Origin of the sequence: Niabella drilacis (assembly GCF_900101395.1) — a bacterium.
In the GTDB taxonomy this organism is placed as follows: domain Bacteria; phylum Bacteroidota; class Bacteroidia; order Chitinophagales; family Chitinophagaceae; genus Niabella; species Niabella drilacis.
Genome location: NZ_FMZO01000010.1, coordinates 119,621 through 144,825, shown reverse-complemented (window position 1 = coordinate 144,825; position 25,205 = coordinate 119,621). Strand labels below are relative to the sequence as shown.

The following is a 25,205-nucleotide window of genomic DNA, read 5'->3' as shown; positions in this document are numbered from 1 at the left end:
TTAAAAAACAGGTTTAATGGCTTTAGTAATACTGTCAAAATCTGCGGTGCGCGGAATTACGGCAGCGCCGTTCCGCAATCCGCCCACACCGGCGGCAATAATGGTATCTCCCTTGGTAACGCCTCCACCCAGCAGGGCCATATTGCCGATGCGGTCCAGAACGCCCACTGTTACAGAGCTTACGGTGTCCTTTGCCACTTTATATACATAAATGATCCCCTGCTGTTCAAAAGTTGCAGCTTCCGGAACGGCCAGTACATCCGTATATGTTTTAGGAATTTTAATAGTACCGCTGTTCCCGTTTGCCAGCAATCTTCCCTGGTTGGGGAAGGATACGCGGAACAGGATGGTTCCGGTGCCGGGATCGATCTGGCCGGTAACGGCTTTTACCTTTCCTTTTTGTCCGTATTCGGAGCCGTTGGCCAGTTCCAGTGAAACAGGCGGAATATTGTTTAGTTTTTCAGCAACGGTAAGACCCGGTGTCTGTTCCAGGAAGTTGAGGTATTCCTTTTCATTCATGGAAAAATAAGCATAGATCTCACTTACATCCGAAACGGTGGTAAGCGGGGTCGGGTCTGTAGGACCAACCAGGCTACCCACCCGGAGGGGCAGTTTTCCCACAATACCATCGATGGGGCTGCGGATAATGGAGTAATCCACATTGGCTACAGCGCTCCGGTAATTGGCCTGGGCCTGGCCCCGGTTGGCCCTGGCCTGCTGCAGCTGGCTCTCCGCAGAACGGAGACTGGCCTTTGCCGTTTCCAGCTGCACATTGCTGATGATATTCTTCTCCACCAGCGGGGTCAGTTTATTCACTTCTACCTGGGCTGCATTTACATTGGCCTCTGCAGCACTGATACCGGCTTCCGCGGCACCTACACCACTCCGGGCTGCGTCTGCAGTTTGCGAAAGTGTATTGGTCTCCAAACGAAACAGCACCTGCCCTCTGCGGACCACCTGTCCTTCATCTACCAGTACTTCTTTGATATATCCTGATATTTTTGCCCGCACATCGTTGTTATTGCGCCCCTGGATGCTTGCAGGGTGGGCGCTGTAGCCGGTTACCGTCTTTACCGGCACGGTGATTACCGGGTAAGGCCTTGCGGCATTGGGGTTGGGGGCTTGTTGTTTTCCTCCGCAGGCAGCCAAAAGCACTAAGAGGATGCTGCCTGTTACCATACTGATCTTTGTATTCATATATGTCCTGATTTCGGGTTATTGGTGTAAACTTTTTACGGTATTTTCTACTGTTTTTATATGCTTGTCTAAAATGCCGATGTATTGATGGATTCCTTTGATCACCTGTTCGTTTGGCGCTTTTACCTGTTTGTTGCACTGGACCATCCGCTGCATAAGCTCTTTTTCCCGTACCAGTTTGTCGAGGATATTCCCAAACCGGATGCCCATAAACTTCGGGTTGATACGATAATACCGTTTGCGTGAATCTATTGGTGTAATATATTCCACGTACTTGTTCTGCACCAGCATTTGCAGGCTGTTGGACAATGAGCTCTTGCTGACATTGAATTTTTCCAGCAGCTCGTCAAACGTATACCCGTCTGTTTTCAGATCGATCATCATATATACGTAGATTTTGGCATTCAGCGGGGGCAGCCCGTAAAGGTTCCCGTAAAATGCTACCATGTCCTGATATAATTCTTTTTTTGTTGCTACCATGATTTTAAAAATCGGACTGCAAACTTACGGTTAGTTCGGTAAAATACGAACAAACAGGTATTAAAAATTTTTTAAATCTCATTTTTCCGTGAAAGGGGTTTTAACAATAAGCCCACATAAAAGTTTGAAAATGAGATGCTATTTTTCTATTCCTTCCAGCCGGGATTTTATAAACGGTAAAATAGTTGGGTAAGCGGTGGCTTCAAACCAATGGAACCCCGGTTGTTTTTTAAACCAGGTGAGTTGTCTTTTTGCATAGTGCCGGGTGTTTTGCTGAATGAGGGCTATGGCTGCTTCCCGGGTAAGGTCGCCATCGAAATACCGGAATAATTCCTGGTACCCGACCGTTTGCAAGGCGTTCAGATGGCGCAGGGGCAGCAGGTTTCTTACCTCAGTTTCCAGCCCGGCGTCCATCATCGCTTCTACCCGCTGATCAATACGTTCATAAAGCAGGGGGCGGGGTAACTCCAGCCCGATGCAGAGGGTATCGAAGGATCGCCGGGTCTTGTTGTTTGACTGAAATTCCAAAATAGACTTCCCGGTGGCGGTGATCACTTCCAGGGCCCGCATCATCCGCTGCGGATTGCGCATTTCGCCCCGGGCAGCAAAAAGAGGGTCCCTCCGGTTCAGTTCTTCCTGCAGCCAGCCGATGCCCCGGCTGTTATAGGTTTCGATGATCTCCCGGCGGACGGTATCCGGAACCGGGGGAACGGGGTCCAGCCCGTTCAGGAGCGCCTTTATATAAAGACCTGTTCCACCGGTAAGCACCACCACCGGGTACTGCCGGAACAGGTCCTCTAATAATTGCAGTGCATAGGCTTCATAAATGGCAGCGCTCATTTCTTCCCGAACGCTATGGGAGGCAATAAAGTAATGGGGAACAGCGGCCAGTTCTGCCGGCGAGGGACGGGCTACGCCGATGGATAACTCTTTGAAGCACTGACGGCTGTCGGCGGAGAGGATCACTGTATGCAGCTGCTGCGCTACCTCAACAGCCACCGCAGTTTTGCCAACGGCCGTAGGGCCCGCAATAACAATGAGTAGGTTTTTATAAAGCGGCATTTGCGAATGGACCGTGAATAGGGAATAGTGAATAAGGTTCCTTCCGGGGATTACCAGGCATCGGTTATCAAGGCGGGTTTTTTCGCGGAGCTGCTAATCTTCCAGTCCGTCGTTATAGTCTTCCCCACCTTCACCTTCGTCGATACCCACATCTTCGCCGTCTGCACCTTTTTCGCCAAATCCTTCTGCCGAGCGGGTAAGGTCATATTTTTCTTCAATATCGGCAAATTTTTCGCCCAACAGCCCTTTGGTGCCGTATTGCTTGGGACTGATCCCCTCCGTACGGGTAACCCTGGGATATTCTGTAAGGGCATTTCCCTCTTTTGACACGTTGATCAGTTCGATCAGGAAGTCCCAGTGTTTTTGAAAATCATAACTATAAGTGAAGCGCTGGTTGGTGTTCTTTATTTCCGAACCGATCGTTGTTGTCCGCATCAGTAAGGGTGCTACTTTATAGCTCCTGTCCGGGTACTGGTCCAGCGTTATTTCCCGTCCCCTTTGCCACTGGTCGTTGCTCCGGAAAAAAGTTGCCTGATGTTTATTATCAAAATCGAATGCTTTGAGGATCGTTCCGTGCAGGTCAAAAAAAGTTTGGGTATGCAGCACCGCAATATCCCGGTAGATACTGTCATCTTCTTCAAAGTATACCCTGAATTTTAAAATAGCCATAATTCGAAGGTACAAAGAATCTGGTAATAGTGGTGAGTGATCTGTTGGTGACGGCCTGCTGCTGAGGCGCTGAGGCACCGGGCTTGCGCGTTTGTGTATTTCCTGGCCTGCAGGTTGAAGAAACGCTGAATACCAGCGTTCCATAACGGCGCCGGAGCGTTCCGGGTGTCAGCGTTTATGTAGCTGTTTTGCCGGGCCTGGCATTATTTTTTTACCTTAATGGCGGCAAATATCCCGATGCTGTACAGGAACAGGAATGCCCCGAATATGGTTAACAGATTGATCATAATTTATAGTTTGTAGGATAACATTTTCAAGAACCGGGCCAAAGCAAAACAGGAGTATTGATCCTGGTCAAGCTTCGCCCAACGGCCCCCCGGAAGCTGTGAACAAAGGGAAATGATAGCCGGAATGGGCTGCAGGAGGAAAGAACCCGGCAATAAAAAGGCGGCCGGAAATCCCGTTTTGTTGAGATCTGCTGTTAAAAACGGCCGTTCCCCGGGGAATGGAGCGTCAGGAGCGAAAACGTTGTATTAAAAATATCGGCCGACTTTTACCCGGGCAGTTAAACATTTAATACTTTTAGGGTGTCTTTTCCAATGTATTAAACATAAGTTGAACTTGAATATGAAACGAATCTGTTTGCTCTTACTGCTGGTAGTTGAGTTAAGTGTAGTAACAATGGCCCAGGGAGGCCCGAAACGTCCCGATCCGCAGCCGCCTGCCGATACGCATGAAAAATTTAAGCTGGGCATGGCCGGTTATACCTTTGCCCGGTTTGGCCTGGATACGGCCCTGCAAACCCTGCAGCGGGCTGATGTACATTATCTCTGTATCAAGGATTTTCACCTCCCGTTGAACAGTACCGACGAGCAGATTACAGCTTTTCATCAAAAACTGAAAGCTAAGGGCGTAACCGGTTATGGCGTGGGGCCTATTTATATGAAAAGTGAGGCTGAAATTGACCGTGCTTTTGAATATGCCAAAAGGGTAGGTGTAAAACTGATTGTGGGCGTTCCCAATTATGACCTGCTGCCCTACGTTGATAAAAAGGTAAAGGAGTATGATATGAAATATGCTATTCACCTGCACGGACCCGACATGCCCCTTTACCCGGATGCCGAGGATGTTTGGAACCATGTTAAGAACCTGGATCCCCGCATCGGGATGTGCCTGGATATCGGGCACGATACCCGTAACGGAAAAGATGCGGTGGCCGATCTGAAAAAATATCATACAAGAGTGTTCGATATCCACCTGAAGGATGTTACAGGACCCACCAAACTGGGTTATTCCGTAGAAGTGGGCCGGGGGATCATCGACTTTCCTGCTTTTGTAAAAATGCTGCGTAAAGTGGGTTATAGCGGAGTGGTAAGCCTGGAACATGAACGCAATATGGATAATCCGTTTATGGGGATTGCGGAATCTGTTGGATATTTCCGGGCAATGATCGTTGCCACGAGGAAGAAGTAGCTATCAGCCGTTAACTACCGGTTATCAGCATCACTATCACTGACCGCCGGCGCTGATTGCTGAAGCCTGACCCCCTCCCGGCGGCTTCAGAATTTCTTCAAAACTCCTGCCTAATTTTGCAGGGGATGAAAATTTTAATTGTCGAAGATAATAGTGCTTTGTCGGCCAGCGTAAGGGATTACCTGGAGGCAGAGCATTTTATTTGTACATGCGCCTTTGGCGTAGATGACGCAAGGGAAAAATTATCCCTGTTTACTTACGACTTTGTTTTACTGGATATGATGCTTCCGGATGGGGATGGCCTGGAGCTCCTCCGGTTTATCAAAACAGAAAAGATCATCGCCAATATATTGATCATCTCTGCCCGTGATGCGCTGGATGATAAAATAAAAGGGCTTGAAGGTGGTGCGGATGATTATATTACCAAACCCTTTCACCTGCCGGAATTGCATGCCCGGCTGCGTGCTATGTACCGCAGGAACAGTTTGCAGGGCAGCCATATTATTACGGCCAATGAAATTGAGCTAAATACCAATACCATTGAGGCCAGGGTGCATGCCGTATTACTGGACATTACTCCCAAGGAGTTTGACCTCCTTTTATATTTTATCGTTAACAAGGACCGGGTGCTGTCCCGCCAGGCTATTGCCACTCATTTATGGGGCGATTATACGGATAACCTTGCCAATTTTGATTTTATTTACCAGCATATAAAAAATCTCCGCAAAAAGATCGCGGCAGCCGGCGGCAATGATTATATCGAAACAGTGTACGGTTTGGGCTACCGGTTTAAACTCTGACAGATGAAACTGATCAATAAGATATCGCTTTGGTTCCTCTGCATCATCCTGGTCATTACCCCTGTTACCATGGCCATCTCACATGCCGGCATCAAACGTAAGATGATCGAGTTTGAAGTAAGGCGCCTGCTATCGGTAAACGACCGCGTTGCGAGCCTGTTACAGGAAGGTCGCCCGGTAGATGATTTTATCAGGGACCGGGAAATAGAGATCGCTACCGTTCGGGGACCGGTTCCGGCCACCAACCCGCAGGTGATCAAACGCCCGGGCAAAGTAGAGGGAATGCGTGAGCAGGAGCTGGCGCTCTTTGTAGCCAGCTATTACCCGTTAAACGGGATCGTTTATAAAGTTACTTCCCATAATTATTTTATCAACCCCAACGAGTTTTTCAGCAGCATGTTCATTACCCTGCTCTGGAAGATGCTGCTGGTGAGCATTGCCGTTCTCATATCTGCAAGGATCCTCTCCCGGATCCTCTTCAGGCCCTTTAAAAACACGATGGAAGCGATCCGGCATTTTAATATCCGGCAGAAACAAACGCTACAGCTGAAGCGGTCTTCTACCAGGGAGTTCAATGAGCTGAACTGTTTTATTGAGACGATGACCAATAAGGCGATGGAAGAATATGCAACAGCCCGGGAGTTTAGCGAAAATGCATCGCATGAACTGCAGACCCCGCTGGCGGTGCTCCGGACCAAAACGGAATTGCTGACCCAAACTTCCCTGGACAGCCAGCAGGCGGGCCTGATAGAGCATATGCAGACGGAGATCAGCAAGCTGTCCAATATTACAAAGTCGCTGGTATTGCTGGCGCGGCTGGAGAACCAGGAGTTCAATACCCGGGAAAAAATAAAATTCTGCCGCATTGCCAAAAATGTGATAGAGACCTATGCCTACTGGGCTGATCTTAAAAATATAACCGTTACCCATAATACCGGCAGCCAGATCTTCATATCCATACACCCTGTACTGGCTGATATCCTGGTGGCCAACCTGATGCGCAATGCGATCCGCTACAACGAAGAGAACGGGCTGATCCATGTAGAGCTGACTGCCGATTATTTCCGGATCAGTAACACCGGCGCGCCTGTAACCATTCCACATAAAGACCTGTTCCGGCGGTTTAAAAAAGGCAGTCAGAAAAATGAAGGCGTAGGGCTGGGGCTGGCTATTGTAAAACAGATCTGTGAAGTATGCAACTTCAGGGTTTCGTATGCGTATGTGGAGCACCGGCATATTTTCTGCGTGTATTTTAATGAAAGTTATTTATCGGAGTTGGATATGATCCCCTCCAATTCCAGCTTTCAGCGGGTTGTTTTTGCAGAGGCCTGACGGGTGTTTGATACGCTGTTGCCTTTTTGTTTTTTGCTTCAAAATTGCTTCAGAAAGATTCGGTTGATTTGCGTATTGTACTTTCCAAATCGTAATAGAACAATGTATAGAAAATTCCTTCTGGTGCAGGTTGTTGTCATTTTCTCAGTAACAGCAGCTGCCCAGTCGCAGCTTTCATTGAAAGAGGCGATCCGTATGGCAACAGCGAACTATCCGGTGCTAAAGGCCAAGGCCGCATATGCAAAGGCATCGGAGCAGCGGGTAGCTGCTGCGCAAAAAGAGCAGCTGCCCAATATCAACCTGGGGGTGCAGCAGGACTATGGCACCATCAATGGCACCAATGGCCCCCTTTACGGCTTTGGTGGCCTGGCTGCGGCTTCTTCCGGGCCGGCGCTTGCCGGGCAGAACTGGAACGCTGCTTTTGGCGCCTTGTATCTGACCAATGTAAACTGGGAGTTCTTTGCGTTTGGAAAATACAGGGAGAAGGTAAAGGCTGCAACGCAGGTGTGGCAGCGCGATCTAAAGGACCTGGCCCAGGAACTTTTTGAGCAGAAAATAAAAGTGGCTGCCGCTTATCTTACCCTGGTAGCCAGCCACCAGATTACCCGGTCCTACGAGAAGAACCGGGGCCGGGCAGACTCTATCCGTCGTTTTGTAATAGCCCGCGTAAAGAACGGCCTGGTAGCGGGTGTGGATTCTTCGCTGGCCAATGCAGAGTACTCCAGCGCGCAGATCCTGCTTACCAATGCGTTGGATAAAGAGCAGGAACAGAAAAATATCCTGGCACAACTGATCGGATCGGAAGACGCTGCTTTTACAGTAGATACGGTATTTGTTGCACAGGTGCCCGGCAGTTACCTGGATACCGCTGTCCGGGGCGGGGCGCACCCGGTACTGGAATATTATAAAAGCCGTATTGCCGTCAGCGATCAGCAGGCACATTATCTCAAAACGCAATACTACCCGGCATTTTCACTGGTGGGTGTGTGGCAATCCAGGGCCTCGGGGTTTGAGAATGACTATGTCGCCGATCAAACCCACTATTCATCGGACTTCTGGAAAGGGATTAACCCGAACCGTTCGAACTACCTGGTAGGAGTGGGCGTTACCTGGAACATTATACAACCGGTGCGTTTGTCCAGGCAGGTAAGCGCCCAGCGGATGATCAGCCAGGCCTTACAGGAAGAATATAATGCCGCAGCGTTGCAGCTAAGAACGCAACTGCGTACTGCAGACAATAAAATGAGCAATGCGCTGTCTAATTATAAAGAAGCGCCGGTGCAGGTGAAGGCGGCCGGCGATGCCTATCTCCAGAAATCGGTGCTGTACAAAAACGGACTCACCAATATGGTGGATGTGATACAGGCGGGCTATACGCTTACTCGGGCGGAGACTGACCGGGATATTGCCGGTAATAACCTGTGGCAGGCGCTTTTACTGAAAGCCGCGGCCATGGGCGATTTTGAATTATTTGAAGAGCAGTTACAGTAGTATATGAGAAGTGGAAAAAGGGGATGTGAAAAGAATAACAGGAGGATCAGCGCATCTGCCATTTCAGGTTTGACAACATCCGGATCAGGAACCATTGTTTAAAAATAAGAGCGAACAAATGAATTTGATACGTTTTGCGTTAAGAAAGCCCATTACCATCCTGGTAATGGTAGCGGCACTTTTCTTTTTTGGCATTAAGGCGGTGAATACTATAAAGGTGGATATTTTCCCCAAACTGGACCTGCCCGTGATCTACCTGTCGCATCCCTTTGGGGGCTATACGGCACAGCAGATGGAGGCCTATTTCGGAAAACAGTACATCAACATCCTGCTTTATGTGAATGGGGTAAAGAGTATTGAAACGAAAAATATCCAGAGCCTTACCCTCATCAAGATCAATTTTTACCCCGGTACCAATATGGCGCAGGCTGCGGCAGAGGTGAGTGCTTTCTCCAACCGGATCCAGGCCATTTTTCCGCAGGGGTCCAACCCTCCGTTTATCATCCGTTTTGATGTATCCACATTACCTGTAGGGCAGCTGGTACTGAGCAGTGATAAGCGCAGCAATAATGAATTGCTGGATCTTGCCAATGTGTATGTACGTTCTTCCTTTACATCCATCCCCGGGTTGGTAGGGTCCACTCCTTTTGGAGGCAACGTACGTACGGTGGTGATCAAGGCTAACCCGGAACTGCTGCGGGTGCATAATATGACGGCTGATCAGCTGGTGGCGGCCCTCCGGGTCAATAACCTTTCTGCGCCGGCGGGGAATGTACGCATTCATGATAAAAACTATGTAACGCCTGCCAATACTACATTAAAGCAGGTTAGTGATTTTGAGAATATCCCGCTGTTCACCAACGGTACGGGTGCGGCTAACCTGTATTTGAGGGATGTGGCCACCGTGGAAGATGGTGCAGACGTTAGTACCAGTTATGCGCTGATCAATGGAAAGCGCTCCGTATATGTCGATATTGCCAAAGCTGCGGATGCTTCTACCTGGGAGGTGGTTCAGAATCTGAAAAAAGCACTGCCGCGGATCCAGTCGCAATTGCCGGAGGATGTAAAACTGAGCTACGAGTTTGACCAGTCTACCTATGTCATGAACTCGGTTAAGAGTTTGCTGAGTGAAGGAGTGATCGGAGCGGTATTGACCGGCCTGATGGTGATGCTGTTCCTCGGTGATCTGAGGGGGGCGCTTATTGTGATCCTGACCATACCTGTTTCTATTATAACAGGAGTGCTTTTTTTAAGCCTGTTCGGGCAGACCATCAATATTATGACGCTGAGCGGGCTGGCCCTGGCCATCGGCATCCTGGTAGATGAAAGCACGGTGACGATCGAGAACATTCACCAGCACCTGGATATGGGCAAGCCCAAGGCCCTCGCCATCTGGGATGCGTGTAAGGAAATAGCTTTCCCCAAACTGCTGATCCTGTTCTGTATCCTTGCGGTGTTTGCCCCTGCTTTTACGATGGGAGGGATCCCCGGTTCCCTCTTCCTGCCCCTGGCCCTGGCCATCGGCTTTAGCATGATCGCGTCCTATTTCCTGGCGCAGACCTTTGTTCCGGTAATGGCCAACTGGATCATGAAGATCAAGCACAAAAAAGACAGGGACGGGAAAGAACTGAGTGAGCAGGAGGTCTACGAAAGTGCCGCTATTGCAGACGCGGAAGAGGACACCTGGTCGCAAAAAGAGATCCTGCTGAAAAATGCAGACAGCAACCGGGATGGAAAAATAACCCGGTTCGAAAAGTTCCGGATGCGCTATATGCGGTTCATTGACCGGATGATGCCCTACCGGAAATGGATCGTATCACTTTATGTACTTGTTATCGGGCTGATGGCTTTATTATTCCTGAAGCAGATCGGAAGGGATGTTTTACCCAAGGTCAATGGCAAACAGTTCCAGGTACGCCTGCGGGAACCGGACGGTACCCGGATCGAGCGCACGGAGCTTAAAACCCTGGACCTGATCAATGCTGTGAACGAGATCGTTGGGAAAAAGAATATCTCCATTACTTCTTCGTTCGTGGGCGTGCATCCGCAGTTGTTTTCAACGGCGCCCATCTTTCTTTGGATGGCCGGTCCGCATGAAGCCGTATTGCAGGTGGCATTGAAAGAAGATTACAAGGTAAACCTGGATGAGTTGAAAGATAAGATCCGCAGGCGTGCCCTTGAGATCGCTCCCGAAATGAAGTTGTCGTTTGAACCCATTGAGCTAACCGATAAGATCCTGAGCCAGGGATCGCCTACGCCCGTGGAAGTGCGTTTTTCCGGGAGGGATAAAAAACTGAATGAAAAGTATGCATTGATGATGGTGGAGCGGCTGAAGAAGCTATCCTATTTAAGAGATGTGCAGCTGGGGCAATCGATCCGCTATCCGTCGCTGAACATTAATATCGACCGGCTGCGGGCTGCGCAGCTGGGTACGGATATGAGCTCCATCTCCCGCTCACTGATTGCTTCCACTTCCTCTTCCCGTTTAACGGAAAAGAATATGTGGGTAGATCCCAAATCAAACCTGCCCTACAGTGTGCAGGTACAGATCCCGGAAAATGAAATGACCAGTCTGAATGCTATTGGTGAAATACCGCTGACGGCCAACAATGCCCGGCCCCTATTGAGCGATGTAGCAACCATAGAGCCGGGTATTACTTATGGCGAGGCGGATAACCTGGGCTCGGTACCCATGCTGACGGTAACGGCCAACCTGAGCAACAAGGACCTGGGTGCCGCAGCCAAAGACGTACAACAAGCCATAGACGGGCTGGGTAAGCTTCCGCGGGGTCTGAATGTAAACCTGATCGGGCTGAGCGAAACCCTTACCGATACACTGGATAGTTTACAGGGGGGACTGATCGTTGCCATTGTAGTGATCTTCCTGATGCTGGCGGCTAATTTCCAGTCGTTCAAAGTTTCGCTGATTGTACTGGCCACTGTACCGGCAGTGTTGTTCGGCTCCATGGCTTTGCTGATGCTTTGCGGTTCCACGCTCAACCTGCAGTCGTATATGGGAATGATCATGTCGGTAGGCGTATCTATTTCCAATGCGGTACTTTTAATCACCAATGCGGAACAGATCCGGAAGCATAACGGGGATGCGGTGAAGTCGGCGAGAGAAGCGGCGGCGCTCCGGTTACGTCCTATCCTGATGACCGCTTTGGCAATGGTAGTGGGCATGATCCCCATGGCATCGGGATTGGGAGAGGCCGGTGATCAGTCGTCCCCACTGGGCCGGGCTGTTATCGGCGGACTGATCGCTTCTACTTTTGCCGCCCTCTTTATCCTTCCGCTGGCGTTTGCCTGGGGAAGGGGCAAGGCAACAACAGAGAGCGTATCCCTGGATCCGGAAGACGCAGAAAGCGTTCATTACATTCCGAATTTGCATCACCATTAAAACGCATTTTATTTTATATTAATGATACTGAATTATGATAAAGACTACTAAAAGAATAGGGGCAGGTTTAGCCGTAGCTGCAATGGTTGCAGGCTGGCAGGGTTGTAACCCCACCAGTGCGGAAGGTGAAAAAACGCCCGAGCAACCGCCCGTGGTCAGTGCTTTCCTGCTTACAGAAGGAACGCTTCCCGATACTTTATCCATTCCCGGGGAGCTGGTGGCTTTTCAGTATGTAGACCTTTATGCCAAGGTGAGCAGTTTTGTAAAACGGTTGTATGCAGATGTGGGAAGCGAAGTGCGTACAGGCCAGCTGCTGGCGGTAATGGAGGCGCCGGAGTTAAATGCACAGAGCGAGGGGGCACAGTCGCGGGTGCAATCGCAGGAAGCGGTTTACCTGGCCAGTAAAGCCACCTACGACCGGTTGCTGGAAACCAGCAAAACGCCGGGTACCATTTCCCAGAACGACCTGGATGTGGCCCGGGCGCGCCAGCAATCCGACTATGCCCAGTACCAGGCGGCAAAAGCAGCATTGAAAGAGGTACACGATAACCGCAGTTACCTGGAGATACGGGCACCTTTTCCCGGGGTCATTACAGCGCGTAATGTAAGTGCCGGCGCCTATGTAGGGCCGGGTGCGGGAGCTGTGCCGATGTTTACCCTGCAGGAGCAAAAGAAACTGCGCCTGGTGGTGAAGCTCCCGGAAAGTAATGCCGGCGTGCTGGATCAGAATGGTATGGTACGGTTTACGGTGAAATCATTGCCGGGGCAGCAATTTACGGCCAAAACCTCCCGGGTGTCGGGAGCGCTGGATAACCGGTTGCGGGCACAACATGTGGAAATGGATGTATTGAATGCTGATAAGCAATTATTGCCGGGAATGATACCGGAGGTACAGATACCGCTGCAGGCTGGTAAGGAGGCTTCTTTTGTAATACCGGGCAGCGCCTTACTGAATTCGAGCCAGGGGATCTATGTGATCAAACTAGTCAACGGGAAAACCGTTTGGGTTCCGGTGCAGACCGGTGTGCAAACGGCCGGTAAGGTTGCCGTATACGGGGATCTGAAGGCCGGTGATACACTGATCACAACTGTTACCGAGGAAGTGCGGAACGGCGCGCCGGCGGGTGGCAAAATTAACCTGCAATAAGTGCGCTACTGTACCGACAGGATCAGGTAATCGGCTTCACCCAAATGAACTTCATCGCCCTTTTTCTTGCCTTCCAGGTTGGCATAGGCCGGGGCGTCTGTGGTAATGCCCGCTACCTTTTTGCCATTGATCTCCAGGGGCGGAAGCACTACTCCAACCAGGAAAAAATGTTCGGTGGTTTCTACCAGCGCCCCCGGGCCTACATCATTGCGTAACAGGTCCCGGTATTTTTTTACGATGGCTACTGTATTGGCTGCCGTTTCTTTTGGTTGTTGCAGGAGGTTGTAGATATCTGTTGCCTGGTCCCGCTGCGAAATGGCATCGAGGTCCGTGGTGGCTTCTGTATCAATACCGGCATTGGTATCCTGTGTGCTGATCTCCTGCTCTACCCCGGTAGCGTCTTTTTCAAGTGTCTTAAGAATGACGTCAAGGATCTCTTTTTTCATTTTTCACCTGTTTCCTTAAAGTTACGCATATTTATACGGTTCCCGGAGGCGCAACGGAAAATCAACCTAACCGCTCAATTCCTTACCTTCGCAGGACAAAATATTATACTATGTCTGAAGTATGGAAAAAATACCAGGAGGAAAATAAGGAGCGCTTTCTCAATGAGATGATGGACCTTTTACGGATCCCCTCCATCAGCGCCAAAAGCGAGAACAAAGCGGATATGAAGCAATGCGCGGAAGCGGTAAAAGCGGCCCTGCTGGCATCCGGCTGTGACAAGGCAGCGGTGATGGAAACAGGCGGGCACCCGGCAGTATATGGCGAAAAGATCATTGATCCATCAAAACCCACGGTGCTGGTATATGGACACTATGATGTACAGCCAGTGGAACCACTGGAGCTGTGGAATACACCTCCGTTTGAGCCTACGATCAGGGATGGTAAAGTTTTTGCGCGTGGCAGTGCCGACGACAAAGGGCAGTTTTACATGCACGTAAAGGCGCTGGAAACAATGGTGCATACCAATACGATGGCCACCAATATCAAGTTTATTATTGAGGGTGAGGAAGAAGTTGGATCTCCCAACCTGGGTGCCTTTGTAGCAGCGCATAAAGAACTGCTGAAAGCTGATGTGATCCTGATCAGCGACAGCTCGCTGCTGAGCATGGAAAATCCTTCACTGGATACGGGTGTGCGCGGGCTGAGTTATATTGAGGTGGAAGTAACGGCCGCTGCCAGGGATCTGCACAGTGGTACTTACGGTGGTGCGGTGGCCAACCCGATCGTGATCCTGTCGAAAATGATCGCCAGTTGTCATGATGCGGACAATCATATTACCATCCCCGGTTTTTATGAGGATGTGCTGGAAATATCGGCCGATGAGCGGGAGCTGATCAATAAAGCCCCTTTTAATGAGCAGGAATATAAAGATGAGATCGGTATTAAAGAGCTGTATGGAGAAAAGGGATTCTCTACCTATGAGCGTACCGGTATCCGCCCAACCCTGGAGCTAAACGGGATCTGGGGCGGCTACACCGGGGAAGGGGCCAAAACGGTATTGCCGGCAAAAGCCACGGCAAAGATCTCTGCAAGACTGGTGCCGAACCAGTCCAGTGAAAAGATCACGAAACTGTTGCTGGAACATTTCCGTAAGATCGCGCCCCCCTGTGTGGATATAACCGCCTTTGAACATCATGGCGGGGAGCCCTATGGCACCCCTATCGACAGTAAGGGCTACCAGGCAGCTTCCAAAGCGCTGGAAACCACCTTTGGTAAAACGCCCATCCCCGTAAAAGGAGGGGGCAGCATTCCCATTTGCTCCGTACTGGAAAACGAGCTGGGCATCAAGATCATCTTCATGGGCTTTGGGCTGGACAATGATGGCTTACACAGTCCCAACGAAAAATATAATATCGAAAACTACTATAAGGGTATTGAAACCATCCCTTATTTTCATAAGTATTTTGGGGAATAAACAAAAGCCACGAATGCACGGATGTAATTTATGCGCGCATTCGTGGCTTTAAATAGATTAATGCTAACCACTATGGAGATTGTTTATAAAGAAGAAAGCTACCGGACTCATTGATGAACACACCGCGCAATGTATTAACTACCTTAAAGTTTCGAGGAATCGTCTTGCATTGCTGGTGCATTTTGGAGAACCCCGGTTGAATTATAAGAGAATCGTGTTATAAAAAGATCAATTTCAAAAATTCAGATAAGAGATCATTGTGCACTCTCTAAGAGGGTTGATAATAAAAAATTATTCGTGCATTCGTGGCATTAAAGAATGGAAAAGGAAAAATTACGTTTAGATAAATACCTCTGGTCGATCCGGCTTTTTAAAACAAGAAGACTGGCCACCGATGCCTGTAACGATAATAAGGTAAAATACCAGGAAGAGCCGGCCAAGCCCGGTAAGAACGTGCATGTAGGGGACGTATATGATGTACGGACCGAAGGCCGTAAATGGGTAATAAAAGTTACCGGCCTGCTGCACACCCGGGTTAAGTATGAAGAGGCCATCAGGCATTATACCGATCTTACCCCCCCTGAGGAGCTTGAAAAAGCGAAGGTGCAGGCGGCTTCGTTTTTCAGCGGCAAGCGCCTGAGCAAGATCGGACGTCCTACCAAAAAGGAGCGGAGAGACCTGGATGATTTTATGGAAGGCGAAGAGGGATAGTGTACCCGCACGGTGCCGCCGGCTGTCCGCATCTGGGCGCCTGCATTTTTGTTAAAGGGGCTATTAAAGAAAATCGGAAAAAGCTGTAACGAATTGCTCGCTTTGCTTACCTACTGTATAAAATTGGTTAGTAATGAAAAGAACAAGCCTTTTAGCAGTAGCCGTTATTTTATGTGTGAGTGGAATGGCCCAATCAAAAAAAACAGCAAATAAAACTCCGAAGGCCACGAGCCTGTTATGGGAGATCTCCGGCAACGGGTTAACAAAGTCCTCCTACGTACTGGGTACCATGCATGCCCTGTGCAAAAAGGATTTTGAACTGAAACCCAAAGTGGCAAAGGCCCTGGATGCCGCCACCCGCCTGTACCTGGAAGTGGATTTTACGGATCCTGAGGAAATGGATGCCATGGGTAAAATGATGCAGAGTGCGAAAACCATCAGCGAACAGCTGAACCCGCAACAAACCGAAGCCATGCGGTCCGCATTGAAGTTGTATAATCTTACGCTGGAGCAGGCGGACCATTACACCATCGCCGGCCTGTATTCCCTGTTTGCATTAAAGGCGATCGACTGTCCGCAGGAAGAAATAAAGATGATGGAACTTGAGCTGATCGACCGGGCTGTAAAAGACAAGAAAACGGTTGGGGGCCTGGAAAAGATCCGTGAGCAAAGCAACTACCTGGAACAGATCTATAGCTGGGACGACTGCATCGACCTGCTAAAGAAAGGCAGCCGGTATAAAGCCGCAAGCGGAGCTATGGTAGCCGCCTACAAAAATGAAGACCTGCCGGCCCTGGACCACGCGTTAAAAAATCCTGATTTTATGTCGGAGAAAGCCGAGGCATTACTGCTGACCCGGCGCAACAATAACTGGGCCGGGCAGATGCCGGGGATCATGCAAAAGGAGTGTACTGTATTTGCGGTTGGTGCGGGCCATCTTTGGGGAACGGCGGGCTTGCTGGCATTGCTTCGCAGGCAGGGGTACCAGGTAAAACCGGTATTGGATCAGGGCCGGTGAACCGTTTATGACCGCTTTAAAAATAATTTTTCAAAACGGTGTAACGAATGACCTTCGGGGATGACTAACATTGTAAATCATTTCAGTATTTTACCATTTATAAACCAGAACAAAAACGTGCCGCAATCAGAAGCTTTTTTCCTGGCCAGCATTCAGCAACACGCAGGCATACTGCACAAGGTGGCCCGTATGTATATGGACCAGCCGGAGGACCGTGAAGACCTGCACCAGGAGATGATTATACAGCTTTGGAAATCGTATCCGGGTTTTAAAGGGGACAGCCGGTTCTCTACCTGGATGTACCGGGTGGCGATCAATACAGCGATCACTTTTTTGAGGAAAGAGCAGACCTATAAAAAACAGGTGACCTATACCGGAATTCCCGATGCTGCCGATGAGGGGCCTCCCTCGCACAAGGAAACACAGCTGAATGCCTTCTACAAGGCGGCGCAGGAGCTGAACCCGGTAGAAAAAGCGGTCATCTTCTACTTTATGGAAGGCTTATCCCACAAAGAGATCGGACAGCAGCTGGGGATCAGCGAAGGAAATGCCAGGGTACGGTTAAACCGGACAAAAGAAAAATTACAAACCATTATAAAAAAACAGGGGTATGAATTTTGACGAACTAAAAACGCAGTGGAACGAGGAAGGCGCAGATGACGTACAGGTTCCTGCATCGGTTGAACAATTGAAGGCTGCACAGCACCCGCTGGACCAGTTGAAAAAGAATATGAAGAAGGAATTAGTGGTGCAGCTTATTGCGATTGCGCTGATCGGGATTTTTCCATTTCAAATGAAGCTGCTGCCTTCGCTGTTCCCCATCTACTATATGGCCTATGCCCTGCTGGTAATGGCCAGTGCCTACTACCTGTATCATTTTTATCAATTCTACAGCCAAGTACAGCAATATGGCGCCAGCACCAAGGATAGTCTTTTGGAATTGTATTATAACCTGAGGCTGAATATGGAGCGGTACAAATCCTTTTCATTCCTGATCATGCCCTTTGCCTATTTTACCGGCGGATTGCTGCTCTATTCGGAACTGAAGACCCACAATGCTCATCTGGTTGTATTTGAAAACCCTTACCTCGCGCTGTTACTGGTGGTGGTAGTGACTGTTCTGATCGTTACGTTTACCGTTATCTGGATCGACCGGTTTTATGGCCGCTACGTAAAGCAGCTGAAGCTGGTGCTGGATGCGTTGAAAGAAGAATAAGGTTTTTTGGATTTTTAATCGGTAATTTGTGCCTGCTGATAGGTCTTTTGTTTGAGGTTAGAGGTTTAAAGTTCAACGTTCAAGGTTTGGCCGTTTTCACTTCCGGGACCCCCATTCCTCAAATTTCAAACTACCAATTAAAAGCCAGCAGCTCAAATTTCAAATATCTTCCATGCATATTGATATCATTTCTGTTTTACCGGAATTATTGGCCAGCCCTTTTGAACACAGTATTATGAAACGTGCACAGGATAAGGGATTACTTACTGTTGCGGTGCATCATTTACGCAAATGGGCGGTAAATGAATATGGACAGGTGGATGATTATCAATATGGGGGAGGAGCAGGTATGGTAATGATGTGCGAGCCGCTGGTAAGCGCTATCACCGAGCTTTCTGCCAACCGGCAATTTGATGCGATCATCTATGTGACGCCGGATGGAAAAACGCTGAACCAGCGCATGGCCAATACCCTTTCCCTAAAAGAAAACCTGCTGATCATCTGCGGTCATTATAAAGGTATTGACGAACGTATCCGGCAGAAATATGTGACCCTTGAAATTTCTATTGGTGATTACGTATTGAGTGGCGGAGAGCTGGCCGCCGCTGTTCTGGTAGACTCCATCGGCCGCCTGCTGCCGGGAGTGCTCAATGATGAAACATCGGCTTTAACTGATTCCTTCCAGGACAACCTGCTGGCGCCGCCGGTATACACCCGCCCCGTGGATTTTGAGGGGATGAAGGTCCCAGAAGTGCTTATGAGCGGCAATCATGCTAAAATTGAAGAATGGCGTTATGAACAGGCGCTGCAACGCACAAAGGATCGCCGCCCCGATCTGCTGACAGACTGAGGCCGCCGGGTTCAGGATTTTTTTTCCATAGCTTTCCTGCCTAATATTTCCATAGCCAGCTGCAAAGCATTTGCTTTGTCATGCAAAGCCTTGATCGTTTGCTCCTGGGAAGTAATGAGCCTGTCCCGCCATTGACAATCTTTACAGGGGGCGGGGTCCTCCATCACATTGTCAATGCCCTGCACAGGTTTTTCCCTTTTGTTGGCGATAAGCCAGTTCAGGTCAACATTTTCAAACTTGTTTTTAATGTCTTCAATGATCTCAAGGGAAGGCCTTCGCGTACCGTCTCTCAACCGGTTTAGCTTTTGCGATGACTTGTATTTCAATCCATTAATGGCAAAATCATTGATCGAATTAAATCCTTCATTCCTGCTGAATATTTCCAGTCGATCAAAAAAAGTTGAAATTTTACTCATTTATATTTGTTTTTCATAAAGATGTTTGTATCTTTAGGGTGCTAACAATAAAACAACCAACTTATGAACAACAAAAATAACGAGATTTCATTTATGGTCTGCGAGCCCGACCCAACCTATGACCCCGGCTCTGAAAGCTACCTGAGAGGAACAGCTGATTTTGACGAAAATGATTTTAAACCCAGTTATCATTTTATGCACCTGGTCAAATCAGACCCCTTCTATTGCCTGATGCTTGTACTGGATAGTTCTGCACTGGAAGATCTGCAAACCGGCTGGGGCGAATGGGTACACTGTACCGTTTGTTCGGAGTACAGCGCCTTTAGCGAGGAAGCGGACCGGCGGTACCTGCTGCGGTTTGCGGCGCACCTTCACTTACTGATGGATGCCCTTCATTGTGTGCTGGACCAGTGGAGCAAAATGAAAAAGAAAAGGACGGCTGCATTTGCCAGGAACGTTATTTATAGGTACCTGGCAGAAAAAAAAGAAGCCATCCCGTACCTTATTGAGTTTACCTCAAAATACCCGGAGCAGAAGGCCCGTATTTACCTGTGGTCTGTTCTGGACTGTGTGCTTGGTCATGGGGATTCTTTTAATATCCCCCGCAAAAATATCCTTTTTGACTATGAATCGCTGCTGTGCATGCTGCGGGCGCCTTACGCTATGATAAGATTGTATCCCGCCCTGTTTGGAATAGAAACCACCGATGCCAATTAACCGTCACCCGGAGGTAGCCATTAAGGGCTATTGCTCTTTTAAAACTACGTTGCCCGTACGTTTCAGGTTTCCCCAACCCTGGCCTTCTCCTTTTATGGCCCGGCGAAGCGACCGGAACAGCACTATATACATGATCTGCCGGTAAGCAAAGCGCTGTGGAATGAGCCACAAAAGCTGCCAGTAATTTTTTTTCTTTTCAATACTGAAAGCAAAAACGGCCACCAACACATCCACGATAAGGAATATACCATAGTAAAGCAGGATACGGTTAAGGTCGGCCCAGCTGGTATGCTGCTCCGTTGGCCGGTTGTAATAGATGGAGAAGAAAAAAAGCAGGTCGGCGATCGGTGCAATTATGGGGAGTATGATCTGGAACAAAAGTATGTTGGGGAGGGAAACCATACCCAACCCTTTATAGCGGGCTTTAAAGCAGGCGTCCCTGTTTTTCCAGAAGCTTTGCATAACCCCGTAGCTCCAGCGGAACCGTTGTTTTAAGAATTGCCGGATGGTTTCAGGGGCTTCTGTAATAGCAACGGCATCGTTACAGTTACGGATGATATAGCCTTTGCGAAGGATGCGAATTGTAAGATCGCAGTCTTCTGCCAGCGAATCGGTTGTAAAGCCCCCGGCATCCACGATGGTTTTTTTGCGGAAGGCCCCGATAGCCCCGGGAACTACCGTAATACCGTTGATATAATCAAAGGCCCGACGGTCAAAGTTCTGCGCGGTGATGTATTCGATCGATTGCCAGCGGGTAAGCACATTGTTGATATTGCCTACCTGTACATTACCTGCTACTGCACCTACTGATTCATCGATGAAGTAACGCATAAGCTGGCTTACAGCATCTTTTTTTAGTTGTGTGTCTGCATCAATACATACAAGATAGTCCGCATCGGATTGGGCAATGCCAAAGTTCAACGCAGAGGCCTTGCCCCCGTTGGGCTTGGTAAGTACCCTTACTTTTGGATGGCCGGCAAAGGCTTCACTGATGTTTTTAAAGGTATTGTCTTTTGATCCATCGTCTACAAAAATGATCTCGAGGTGCGGATAGTCCTGCTTGAGAAGGCTCTCCACAGTGCGGACACAATTGATCTCTTCATTGTATGCAGGTACAATGATGCTTACCTTTTCTTTAAACGATGCAGCGGAAGGAAGCTGTTCTTTTTTCCGGCGCTTATAATTGAGAATGGCCAGTATGCCCATGAGGGTCACGCGGCCCAGCCCCAGGAAAATGGCCAGCCAGAATGCGGTAGCGAGGAATTGTGACACCCAGAAGATCAGTTTGGTGGCAAAGCTGTCGGCCCGGAGGATCTGGTTTTTTACCGGCGGCATTACCTGGTCCCTGGTAAGATGCAGCAATTGAGCTACCGTAATAAACTGGATGTTGCGGTCCTTAAAGTATTTAATAATACGAGGCAGGGCGTCTACGGTGCCCTGGCGGTTTCCACCCGCATCGTGCAGTAAAATAATACCCCGGTCCTTATACGGCATGGCCTCGTACTGGCGTACAATGCGGTTATAGATACTGTCGGCATTTACGTGCGAACTGTCAACATCCCAATCCTCCGGGTCAATGCTTTCGCCCACGGCATAGTATTTTAGTTGTTTGCTCAGGGCCACGGGCTGTAGTTCTACCTGCAGGGTGGGCTCGGCATCGGCATTAAAGGGAGGGCGGAACATAATGGTGCTGCGGCCGGTAACGGCTTCGATCAGCAAACGGGTTGCATCAATTTCCGTTTGTGCCCGCCGGTTGCTGACGCTGGCAATATTGGGATGGGTAAACGTATGATTGCCGATCTCAAATCCTTCTTTATACACCTGCTCAAATGCGGGCAGGTGGTTTTGAATGTTGATACCTACTACAAAAAAGGCAGCGGGTACCTGTTCCCGTTTCAGTATTTTTAAGATCTGGGGTGTGTATTCTGGGTCCGGACCATCATCAAAGGTAAGCAGCACCTGTTTGCCCGGAACCACCTGCCCGAACCTGCGGATCACGTACTTGGTGGGCAGTTCTATATATTTCTCCTCCTGTATGAGAAAATCGCTGATGGTATCCGCCGTAATTTTCATACGGCCATTCTGGGGCTCAGAGATCACATCCAGCACCTCGCCTTCACCTACATAGTCCGGCTTTTCAAAAGATACCGGGATGTTCTCAAGCCGCTGAAACAGTCGTGCCTGGGCTCTCATGGCATCGGTGGTCAGGTTCCGTTTATAAAAGGTCCACAGCCGCTGGTCTTCTGCGCCCAGCCGCCAGATAGCTACACCGGATACCCCGTAATCATCTGCAAACCGCATGGTGTTAAAATTGCTGGCTGCATCATTGAACCATACCTGGTGTTTTACCTTATTGTAGTCCGTATAGGTAAAATGGCAATTGTAGGTGTTGTTGTCAAAAAGGATCTCCGCGTTGTACTCCTTGGCCAGGGAGATGGCCTGGGCATAGGTAACCGTTTGGGCGGCCCGGTTCTCCGGCCAGTCGTACCCGTAAGTTGCCATACACAGGATGATCTTTTCAGATGGAATACCTTTAGCGGCATCGTCCAGCACTTTTTCGATCCACCGCTGCTCGCTGATGGGCCCGGGTATACTGGTATTGTAATACTGATCATAGGCCATGAGGAAGATATAGTCGTTGAGCCGGGCAACCTCGGCAATGTTGTAGTTGTCGTCATTGGGAAGGATATCCTGTGTAACCAGCAATCCCCTGCTGTGGAGGTTCTGATACAGGGCTTCCTGGAACTGCCGCATATAAGGAAGGGTGGCTTCTTTCAGTTCTTCAAAATCAAGGTTAACGCCGTTTAAGTTATATTTTTCGATAGCCCGGAGCACATCTTGCAACAGCCGGTTCCTTTTTTGGGGATTGCTGAGCACCCGGTGCAGCAGGTTGCCGTCAAATTCTCCACCCTGCACGTTGCTCAGCATTGGTATAATGGAAACCTTTGCCTTCCGCATCACCTGTAACGCCTCGTTGTCAATATTGAGCTGCAGGGTGTCTGCCTGCGGGTCGATGAGGAACCATTCAGGCAGTACCATGTTCAGTTTATCGATATTGGATTTGAGCGAGGAAAGCGATTGGGGATCCCAGTCTACAAAGAAAGCGGCCCTTATATTGGCATTGGCAGGCCGTTTTTTTTCTAGTGCAATAAATGCGTTGTTCTGCGCGCGGGCATTGATGAAGGCCTGCATCCCCTTGTACTTTTTTTGCTCTCTTTTACTCAGGCTTTTAGGAATGACAGGATGGATCGTCCGGTTGGTATCGGCAGGGGCCAGTCCCGGCAATAAAAGATTATCTACCCGGCTGATGGAAAAAATGCCCAAGGGGATAATGGCAATGGCCAGGAAGATCAGCAACCGGCTCAGCCATTTGAACGTTGTCCATCTTGCCTTACTTTCTGTCTGGAAGATCTGCCCGTCCGCTGCCATATGAAAATAATTTAATACAAAATTAGTTGTGAAGCTGGTCTCATAAGATGTCCGGAAGCATTATTTTATTCTGGAACAATTTTTTACATTTACTTAAACATTTAGAACAGGATGGAACCGATAAAAGGAAATCTGGTAATGATCGCGCAGCGAAGGATCTGTTTTGCGATGCTGGAGCTGGATGAAGGACGGATCAAAAAGATAGTGATCCTGGAGGATCAGGAAGTAGCTGGTGAGCCCTATATCATACCGGGTTTTGTAGATAGTCATGTACATATCGAAAGCAGTATGCTGGTGCCCGCCGAGTTTGCAAGGCTGGCGGTAGTGCATGGCACGGTGGCTACGGTAAGCGATCCGCATGAGATTGCTAATGTCTGCGGCATGGAGGGGGTGCAGTATATGATCGACAACGGGAAGACCGTTCCGTTCAAATTTAATTTCGGCGCGCCCAGCTGTGTGCCGGCCACCAGTTTTGAAACGGCAGGCGCGCGGCTGGGGGTTGAGGAAGTGGAAGCATTGCTGCAAAACCCCGAGATCCGGTACCTGAGTGAGATGATGAATTTTCCGGGTGTGCTGGCGGGAGATCCGGAGGTGATGGAGAAGATAAAAGCGGCCCACCGGGCGGGCAAGCCTGTTGACGGGCATGCGCCTGGTTTAAGGGGTGCGGCGGCACGGCAGTATGCAGATGCCATAGCGGACGCGGCGGCCGGCCTTCCCGGTACCGATCATGAATGTTTTACAGAAGAAGAGGCACTAGACAAGCTAAATGCAGGAATGAAGATCCTCATCCGTGAAGGAAGTGCCGCCCGGAATTTTGAAGCATTGATCGGTCTTTTAAAAAATTATCCGGATGCGATCATGTTCTGCAGTGATGATAAACATCCGGATAGCCTGGAGGCAGGGCATATCAATGAGCTCTGCGCCCGGGCGGTGGCAAGGGGGATCGACCTGTTTCACGTGCTGCAGGCCGCCTGCATCAACCCGGTATTGCATTATAAACTGGATGTGGGATTGCTGAAAGAGGGGGATCCTGCGGACCTGGTACTGGTGGAAGACCTGCAGCATTTCAGACCGGTGAAGACCTATATTAACGGAATGCTGGTGGCACTTAACGGCGAAACTTTTATTGATACTTCCCCGGCACCGGTTATCAATCATTTTGAATGCCCGCCGGTCCTGTCATCGGATTTTAGGGTGCAGGCAGCCGGAAGCAGAGAGGTGCCCGTTATTGAGGCCCTGGATGGCCAGCTGATCACCAGCCGTTTGCTGATGGCTCCGCTTTTGGAGGAAGGCTGTTACGTGAGCGACCCGGCCCAGGACCTCCTCAAAATAACAGTGGTGAACCGGTACCGGAAAGCGGCGCCGGCGGTGTCGTTTGTCAAAAATTTTGGATTAAAACGGGGTGCTATGGCCTCATCGGTTGCGCACGACAGTCATAATATTATTGCAGTGGGGGTAGATGATGAAAGCCTGTGCCGGGCCGTTAACCTTGTGATTGCGGAGAAAGGCGGGGTGGTGGCTGTTGATCGCGCGCAGGAAGCTATTGTGCCGCTTCCCGTGGCCGGCTTAATGAGCAATGCCGACGGATACGAGGTGGCAGCGGCCTACACGGCTGTTGACCAGATGGTAAAGGGGATGGGGGCCACGCTGAATGCTCCTTTTATGACTCTTTCTTTTATGGCGCTGCTGGTGATCCCTGCCCTGAAACTGAGCGATAAAGGGCTGTTTGACGGACAAAAATTTGAGTTTGTTGTTCCTGGCAAGTGATTTTGACCGGTAAACCGGGTATCCGGAAGAAAATGGGTTTGTCATTCGCCGTACCAATCCGTCCATTTACCGATTCCTGGCGTTTACATGCGAAAAATCTGTTGTAAGG

Annotated in this window: 22 protein-coding genes; 15 read left to right on the top strand and 7 right to left on the bottom strand. The window is 49.4% G+C overall.

Annotated features, from left to right (window positions below; all coding sequences use genetic code 11):
- The 4 genes from BLS44_RS17400 to BLS44_RS17385 all read right to left on the bottom strand — a co-directional run bounded on the left by BLS44_RS17400 (position 1) and on the right by BLS44_RS17385 (position 3,408).
- Positions 1-1,197, bottom strand: coding sequence for an efflux RND transporter periplasmic adaptor subunit (locus tag BLS44_RS17400; protein WP_090391496.1), 1,197 nt, complete (start codon positions 1,195-1,197; stop codon positions 1-3).
- Between the two features lie 18 nt (positions 1,198-1,215).
- The gene (locus BLS44_RS17395) at positions 1,216-1,677 is read right to left on the bottom strand and encodes a GbsR/MarR family transcriptional regulator (RefSeq protein ID WP_090391495.1); all 462 of its coding nucleotides are present in this window, start codon (positions 1,675-1,677) and stop codon (positions 1,216-1,218) included.
- Positions 1,678-1,815: 138 nt separating this feature from the next.
- Positions 1,816-2,739, bottom strand: coding sequence for a tRNA (adenosine(37)-N6)-dimethylallyltransferase MiaA (gene miaA / locus BLS44_RS17390; RefSeq protein ID WP_090391494.1), 924 nt, complete (start codon positions 2,737-2,739; stop codon positions 1,816-1,818).
- Positions 2,740-2,832: 93 nt separating this feature from the next.
- Entirely contained in the window at positions 2,833-3,408 is a 576-nt protein-coding gene (locus BLS44_RS17385) for an IS1096 element passenger TnpR family protein (protein WP_090391493.1), read from the bottom strand.
- A 627-nt stretch (positions 3,409-4,035) separates the two neighbouring features.
- Between BLS44_RS17385 and BLS44_RS17380 the strand changes: the two genes are divergently transcribed.
- The 6 genes from BLS44_RS17380 (at position 4,036) to BLS44_RS17355 (ending at position 13,051) form a co-directional block, all read left to right on the top strand.
- On the top strand, positions 4,036-4,881 hold the full coding sequence (locus BLS44_RS17380) for a sugar phosphate isomerase/epimerase family protein (RefSeq protein ID WP_090391492.1): 846 nt from the start codon (positions 4,036-4,038) through the stop codon (positions 4,879-4,881).
- Positions 4,882-5,006: 125 nt separating this feature from the next.
- On the top strand, positions 5,007-5,681 hold the full coding sequence (locus tag BLS44_RS17375) for a response regulator transcription factor (protein ID WP_090391491.1): 675 nt from the start codon (positions 5,007-5,009) through the stop codon (positions 5,679-5,681).
- Between the two features lie 3 nt (positions 5,682-5,684).
- Positions 5,685-7,013: a sensor histidine kinase gene (locus BLS44_RS17370; RefSeq protein ID WP_090391490.1), complete on the top strand. Its 1,329-nt coding sequence runs from the start codon at positions 5,685-5,687 to the stop codon at positions 7,011-7,013.
- A 102-nt stretch (positions 7,014-7,115) separates the two neighbouring features.
- Complete coding sequence (locus tag BLS44_RS17365) at positions 7,116-8,504, top strand: TolC family protein (protein ID WP_090391489.1); 1,389 nt, start codon at positions 7,116-7,118, stop codon at positions 8,502-8,504.
- Between the two features lie 118 nt (positions 8,505-8,622).
- The gene (locus tag BLS44_RS17360) at positions 8,623-11,904 is read left to right on the top strand and encodes an efflux RND transporter permease subunit (protein ID WP_090391488.1); all 3,282 of its coding nucleotides are present in this window, start codon (positions 8,623-8,625) and stop codon (positions 11,902-11,904) included.
- Between the two features lie 34 nt (positions 11,905-11,938).
- Positions 11,939-13,051 (top strand): efflux RND transporter periplasmic adaptor subunit, encoded by a 1,113-nt coding sequence (locus BLS44_RS17355; protein ID WP_090391487.1) that lies wholly within the window; start codon positions 11,939-11,941, stop codon positions 13,049-13,051.
- A gap of 5 nt (positions 13,052-13,056) precedes the next feature.
- Here the strand turns inward: BLS44_RS17355 and BLS44_RS17350 are convergent, their stop codons facing one another.
- Positions 13,057-13,497, bottom strand: coding sequence for a hypothetical protein (locus BLS44_RS17350; protein ID WP_090391486.1), 441 nt, complete (start codon positions 13,495-13,497; stop codon positions 13,057-13,059).
- Positions 13,498-13,607: 110 nt separating this feature from the next.
- Here BLS44_RS17350 and BLS44_RS17345 point away from each other — a divergent pair, with 110 nt between their 5' ends.
- The 7 genes from BLS44_RS17345 (at position 13,608) to trmD (ending at position 18,767) form a co-directional block, all read left to right on the top strand.
- Positions 13,608-14,972: a dipeptidase gene (locus tag BLS44_RS17345; protein ID WP_090391485.1), complete on the top strand. Its 1,365-nt coding sequence runs from the start codon at positions 13,608-13,610 to the stop codon at positions 14,970-14,972.
- 79 nt (positions 14,973-15,051) lie between these two features.
- On the top strand, positions 15,052-15,195 hold the full coding sequence (locus BLS44_RS27190; RefSeq protein WP_090391484.1) for a GxxExxY protein: 144 nt from the start codon (positions 15,052-15,054) through the stop codon (positions 15,193-15,195).
- Between the two features lie 95 nt (positions 15,196-15,290).
- On the top strand, positions 15,291-15,683 hold the full coding sequence (locus BLS44_RS17335) for an RNA-binding S4 domain-containing protein (protein WP_090391483.1): 393 nt from the start codon (positions 15,291-15,293) through the stop codon (positions 15,681-15,683).
- 133 nt (positions 15,684-15,816) lie between these two features.
- The gene (locus BLS44_RS17330) at positions 15,817-16,701 is read left to right on the top strand and encodes a TraB/GumN family protein (RefSeq protein WP_090391482.1); all 885 of its coding nucleotides are present in this window, start codon (positions 15,817-15,819) and stop codon (positions 16,699-16,701) included.
- Positions 16,702-16,761: 60 nt separating this feature from the next.
- Positions 16,762-17,322: an RNA polymerase sigma factor gene (locus tag BLS44_RS17325; RefSeq protein ID WP_176954461.1), complete on the top strand. Its 561-nt coding sequence runs from the start codon at positions 16,762-16,764 to the stop codon at positions 17,320-17,322.
- Positions 17,312-17,917 carry a hypothetical protein gene (locus BLS44_RS17320; RefSeq protein WP_090391481.1) on the top strand — a complete coding sequence of 202 codons (606 nt, stop codon included), beginning with the start codon at positions 17,312-17,314 and terminating at the stop codon, positions 17,915-17,917. Before BLS44_RS17325 ends, BLS44_RS17320 begins: the two co-directional genes overlap by 11 nt.
- Before the next feature lie 172 nt (positions 17,918-18,089).
- A complete protein-coding gene (trmD, locus tag BLS44_RS17315) occupies positions 18,090-18,767 on the top strand; it encodes a tRNA (guanosine(37)-N1)-methyltransferase TrmD (RefSeq protein ID WP_090391480.1) in 678 nt (225 codons plus the stop codon).
- A gap of 11 nt (positions 18,768-18,778) precedes the next feature.
- Here the strand turns inward: trmD and BLS44_RS17310 are convergent, their stop codons facing one another.
- Positions 18,779-19,183 (bottom strand): hypothetical protein, encoded by a 405-nt coding sequence (locus BLS44_RS17310; protein WP_090391479.1) that lies wholly within the window; start codon positions 19,181-19,183, stop codon positions 18,779-18,781.
- Between the two features lie 63 nt (positions 19,184-19,246).
- Between BLS44_RS17310 and BLS44_RS17305 the strand changes: the two genes are divergently transcribed.
- A complete protein-coding gene (locus tag BLS44_RS17305; protein WP_090391478.1) occupies positions 19,247-19,900 on the top strand; it encodes a hypothetical protein in 654 nt (217 codons plus the stop codon).
- Positions 19,901-19,927: 27 nt separating this feature from the next.
- On the opposite strand, the gene BLS44_RS17300 is transcribed toward BLS44_RS17305, so the two are convergent.
- Positions 19,928-23,329: a trifunctional glycoside hydrolase family 18/polysaccharide deacetylase/glycosyltransferase family 2 protein gene (locus BLS44_RS17300; protein WP_090391477.1), complete on the bottom strand. Its 3,402-nt coding sequence runs from the start codon at positions 23,327-23,329 to the stop codon at positions 19,928-19,930.
- Between the two features lie 111 nt (positions 23,330-23,440).
- Here BLS44_RS17300 and ade point away from each other — a divergent pair, with 111 nt between their 5' ends.
- Positions 23,441-25,096 (top strand): adenine deaminase, encoded by a 1,656-nt coding sequence (ade, locus tag BLS44_RS17295; protein WP_090391476.1) that lies wholly within the window; start codon positions 23,441-23,443, stop codon positions 25,094-25,096.
- Positions 25,097-25,205: the final 109 nt, after the last annotated feature.

What these genes read in the sequence shown, in the direction of transcription:
- trmD (WP_090391480.1), top strand. Translation starts at nt 18,090, where the DNA reads ATGCATATTGATATCATTTCTGTTTTACCGGAATTATTGGCCAGCCCT.
- BLS44_RS17375 (WP_090391491.1), top strand. Translation starts at nt 5,007, where the DNA reads ATGAAAATTTTAATTGTCGAAGATAATAGTGCTTTGTCGGCCAGCGTA.
- BLS44_RS17350 (WP_090391486.1), bottom strand. Translation starts at nt 13,497, where the DNA reads ATGAAAAAAGAGATCCTTGACGTCATTCTTAAGACACTTGAAAAAGAC.
- BLS44_RS17345 (WP_090391485.1), top strand. Translation starts at nt 13,608, where the DNA reads ATGTCTGAAGTATGGAAAAAATACCAGGAGGAAAATAAGGAGCGCTTT.
- BLS44_RS17360 (WP_090391488.1), top strand. Translation starts at nt 8,623, where the DNA reads ATGAATTTGATACGTTTTGCGTTAAGAAAGCCCATTACCATCCTGGTA.
- BLS44_RS17305 (WP_090391478.1), top strand. Translation starts at nt 19,247, where the DNA reads ATGAACAACAAAAATAACGAGATTTCATTTATGGTCTGCGAGCCCGAC.
- BLS44_RS17395 (WP_090391495.1), bottom strand. Translation starts at nt 1,677, where the DNA reads ATGGTAGCAACAAAAAAAGAATTATATCAGGACATGGTAGCATTTTAC.
- BLS44_RS17370 (WP_090391490.1), top strand. Translation starts at nt 5,685, where the DNA reads ATGAAACTGATCAATAAGATATCGCTTTGGTTCCTCTGCATCATCCTG.
- BLS44_RS17325 (WP_176954461.1), top strand. Translation starts at nt 16,762, where the DNA reads ATGACTAACATTGTAAATCATTTCAGTATTTTACCATTTATAAACCAG.
- BLS44_RS17330 (WP_090391482.1), top strand. Translation starts at nt 15,817, where the DNA reads ATGAAAAGAACAAGCCTTTTAGCAGTAGCCGTTATTTTATGTGTGAGT.
- BLS44_RS17300 (WP_090391477.1), bottom strand. Translation starts at nt 23,329, where the DNA reads ATGGCAGCGGACGGGCAGATCTTCCAGACAGAAAGTAAGGCAAGATGG.
- BLS44_RS17320 (WP_090391481.1), top strand. Translation starts at nt 17,312, where the DNA reads ATGAATTTTGACGAACTAAAAACGCAGTGGAACGAGGAAGGCGCAGAT.
- BLS44_RS17380 (WP_090391492.1), top strand. Translation starts at nt 4,036, where the DNA reads ATGAAACGAATCTGTTTGCTCTTACTGCTGGTAGTTGAGTTAAGTGTA.
- BLS44_RS17310 (WP_090391479.1), bottom strand. Translation starts at nt 19,183, where the DNA reads ATGAGTAAAATTTCAACTTTTTTTGATCGACTGGAAATATTCAGCAGG.
- BLS44_RS17355 (WP_090391487.1), top strand. Translation starts at nt 11,939, where the DNA reads ATGATAAAGACTACTAAAAGAATAGGGGCAGGTTTAGCCGTAGCTGCA.
- BLS44_RS17385 (WP_090391493.1), bottom strand. Translation starts at nt 3,408, where the DNA reads ATGGCTATTTTAAAATTCAGGGTATACTTTGAAGAAGATGACAGTATC.
- ade (WP_090391476.1), top strand. Translation starts at nt 23,441, where the DNA reads ATGGAACCGATAAAAGGAAATCTGGTAATGATCGCGCAGCGAAGGATC.
- BLS44_RS17335 (WP_090391483.1), top strand. Translation starts at nt 15,291, where the DNA reads ATGGAAAAGGAAAAATTACGTTTAGATAAATACCTCTGGTCGATCCGG.
- BLS44_RS17400 (WP_090391496.1), bottom strand. Translation starts at nt 1,197, where the DNA reads ATGAATACAAAGATCAGTATGGTAACAGGCAGCATCCTCTTAGTGCTT.
- miaA (WP_090391494.1), bottom strand. Translation starts at nt 2,739, where the DNA reads ATGCCGCTTTATAAAAACCTACTCATTGTTATTGCGGGCCCTACGGCC.
- BLS44_RS17365 (WP_090391489.1), top strand. Translation starts at nt 7,116, where the DNA reads ATGTATAGAAAATTCCTTCTGGTGCAGGTTGTTGTCATTTTCTCAGTA.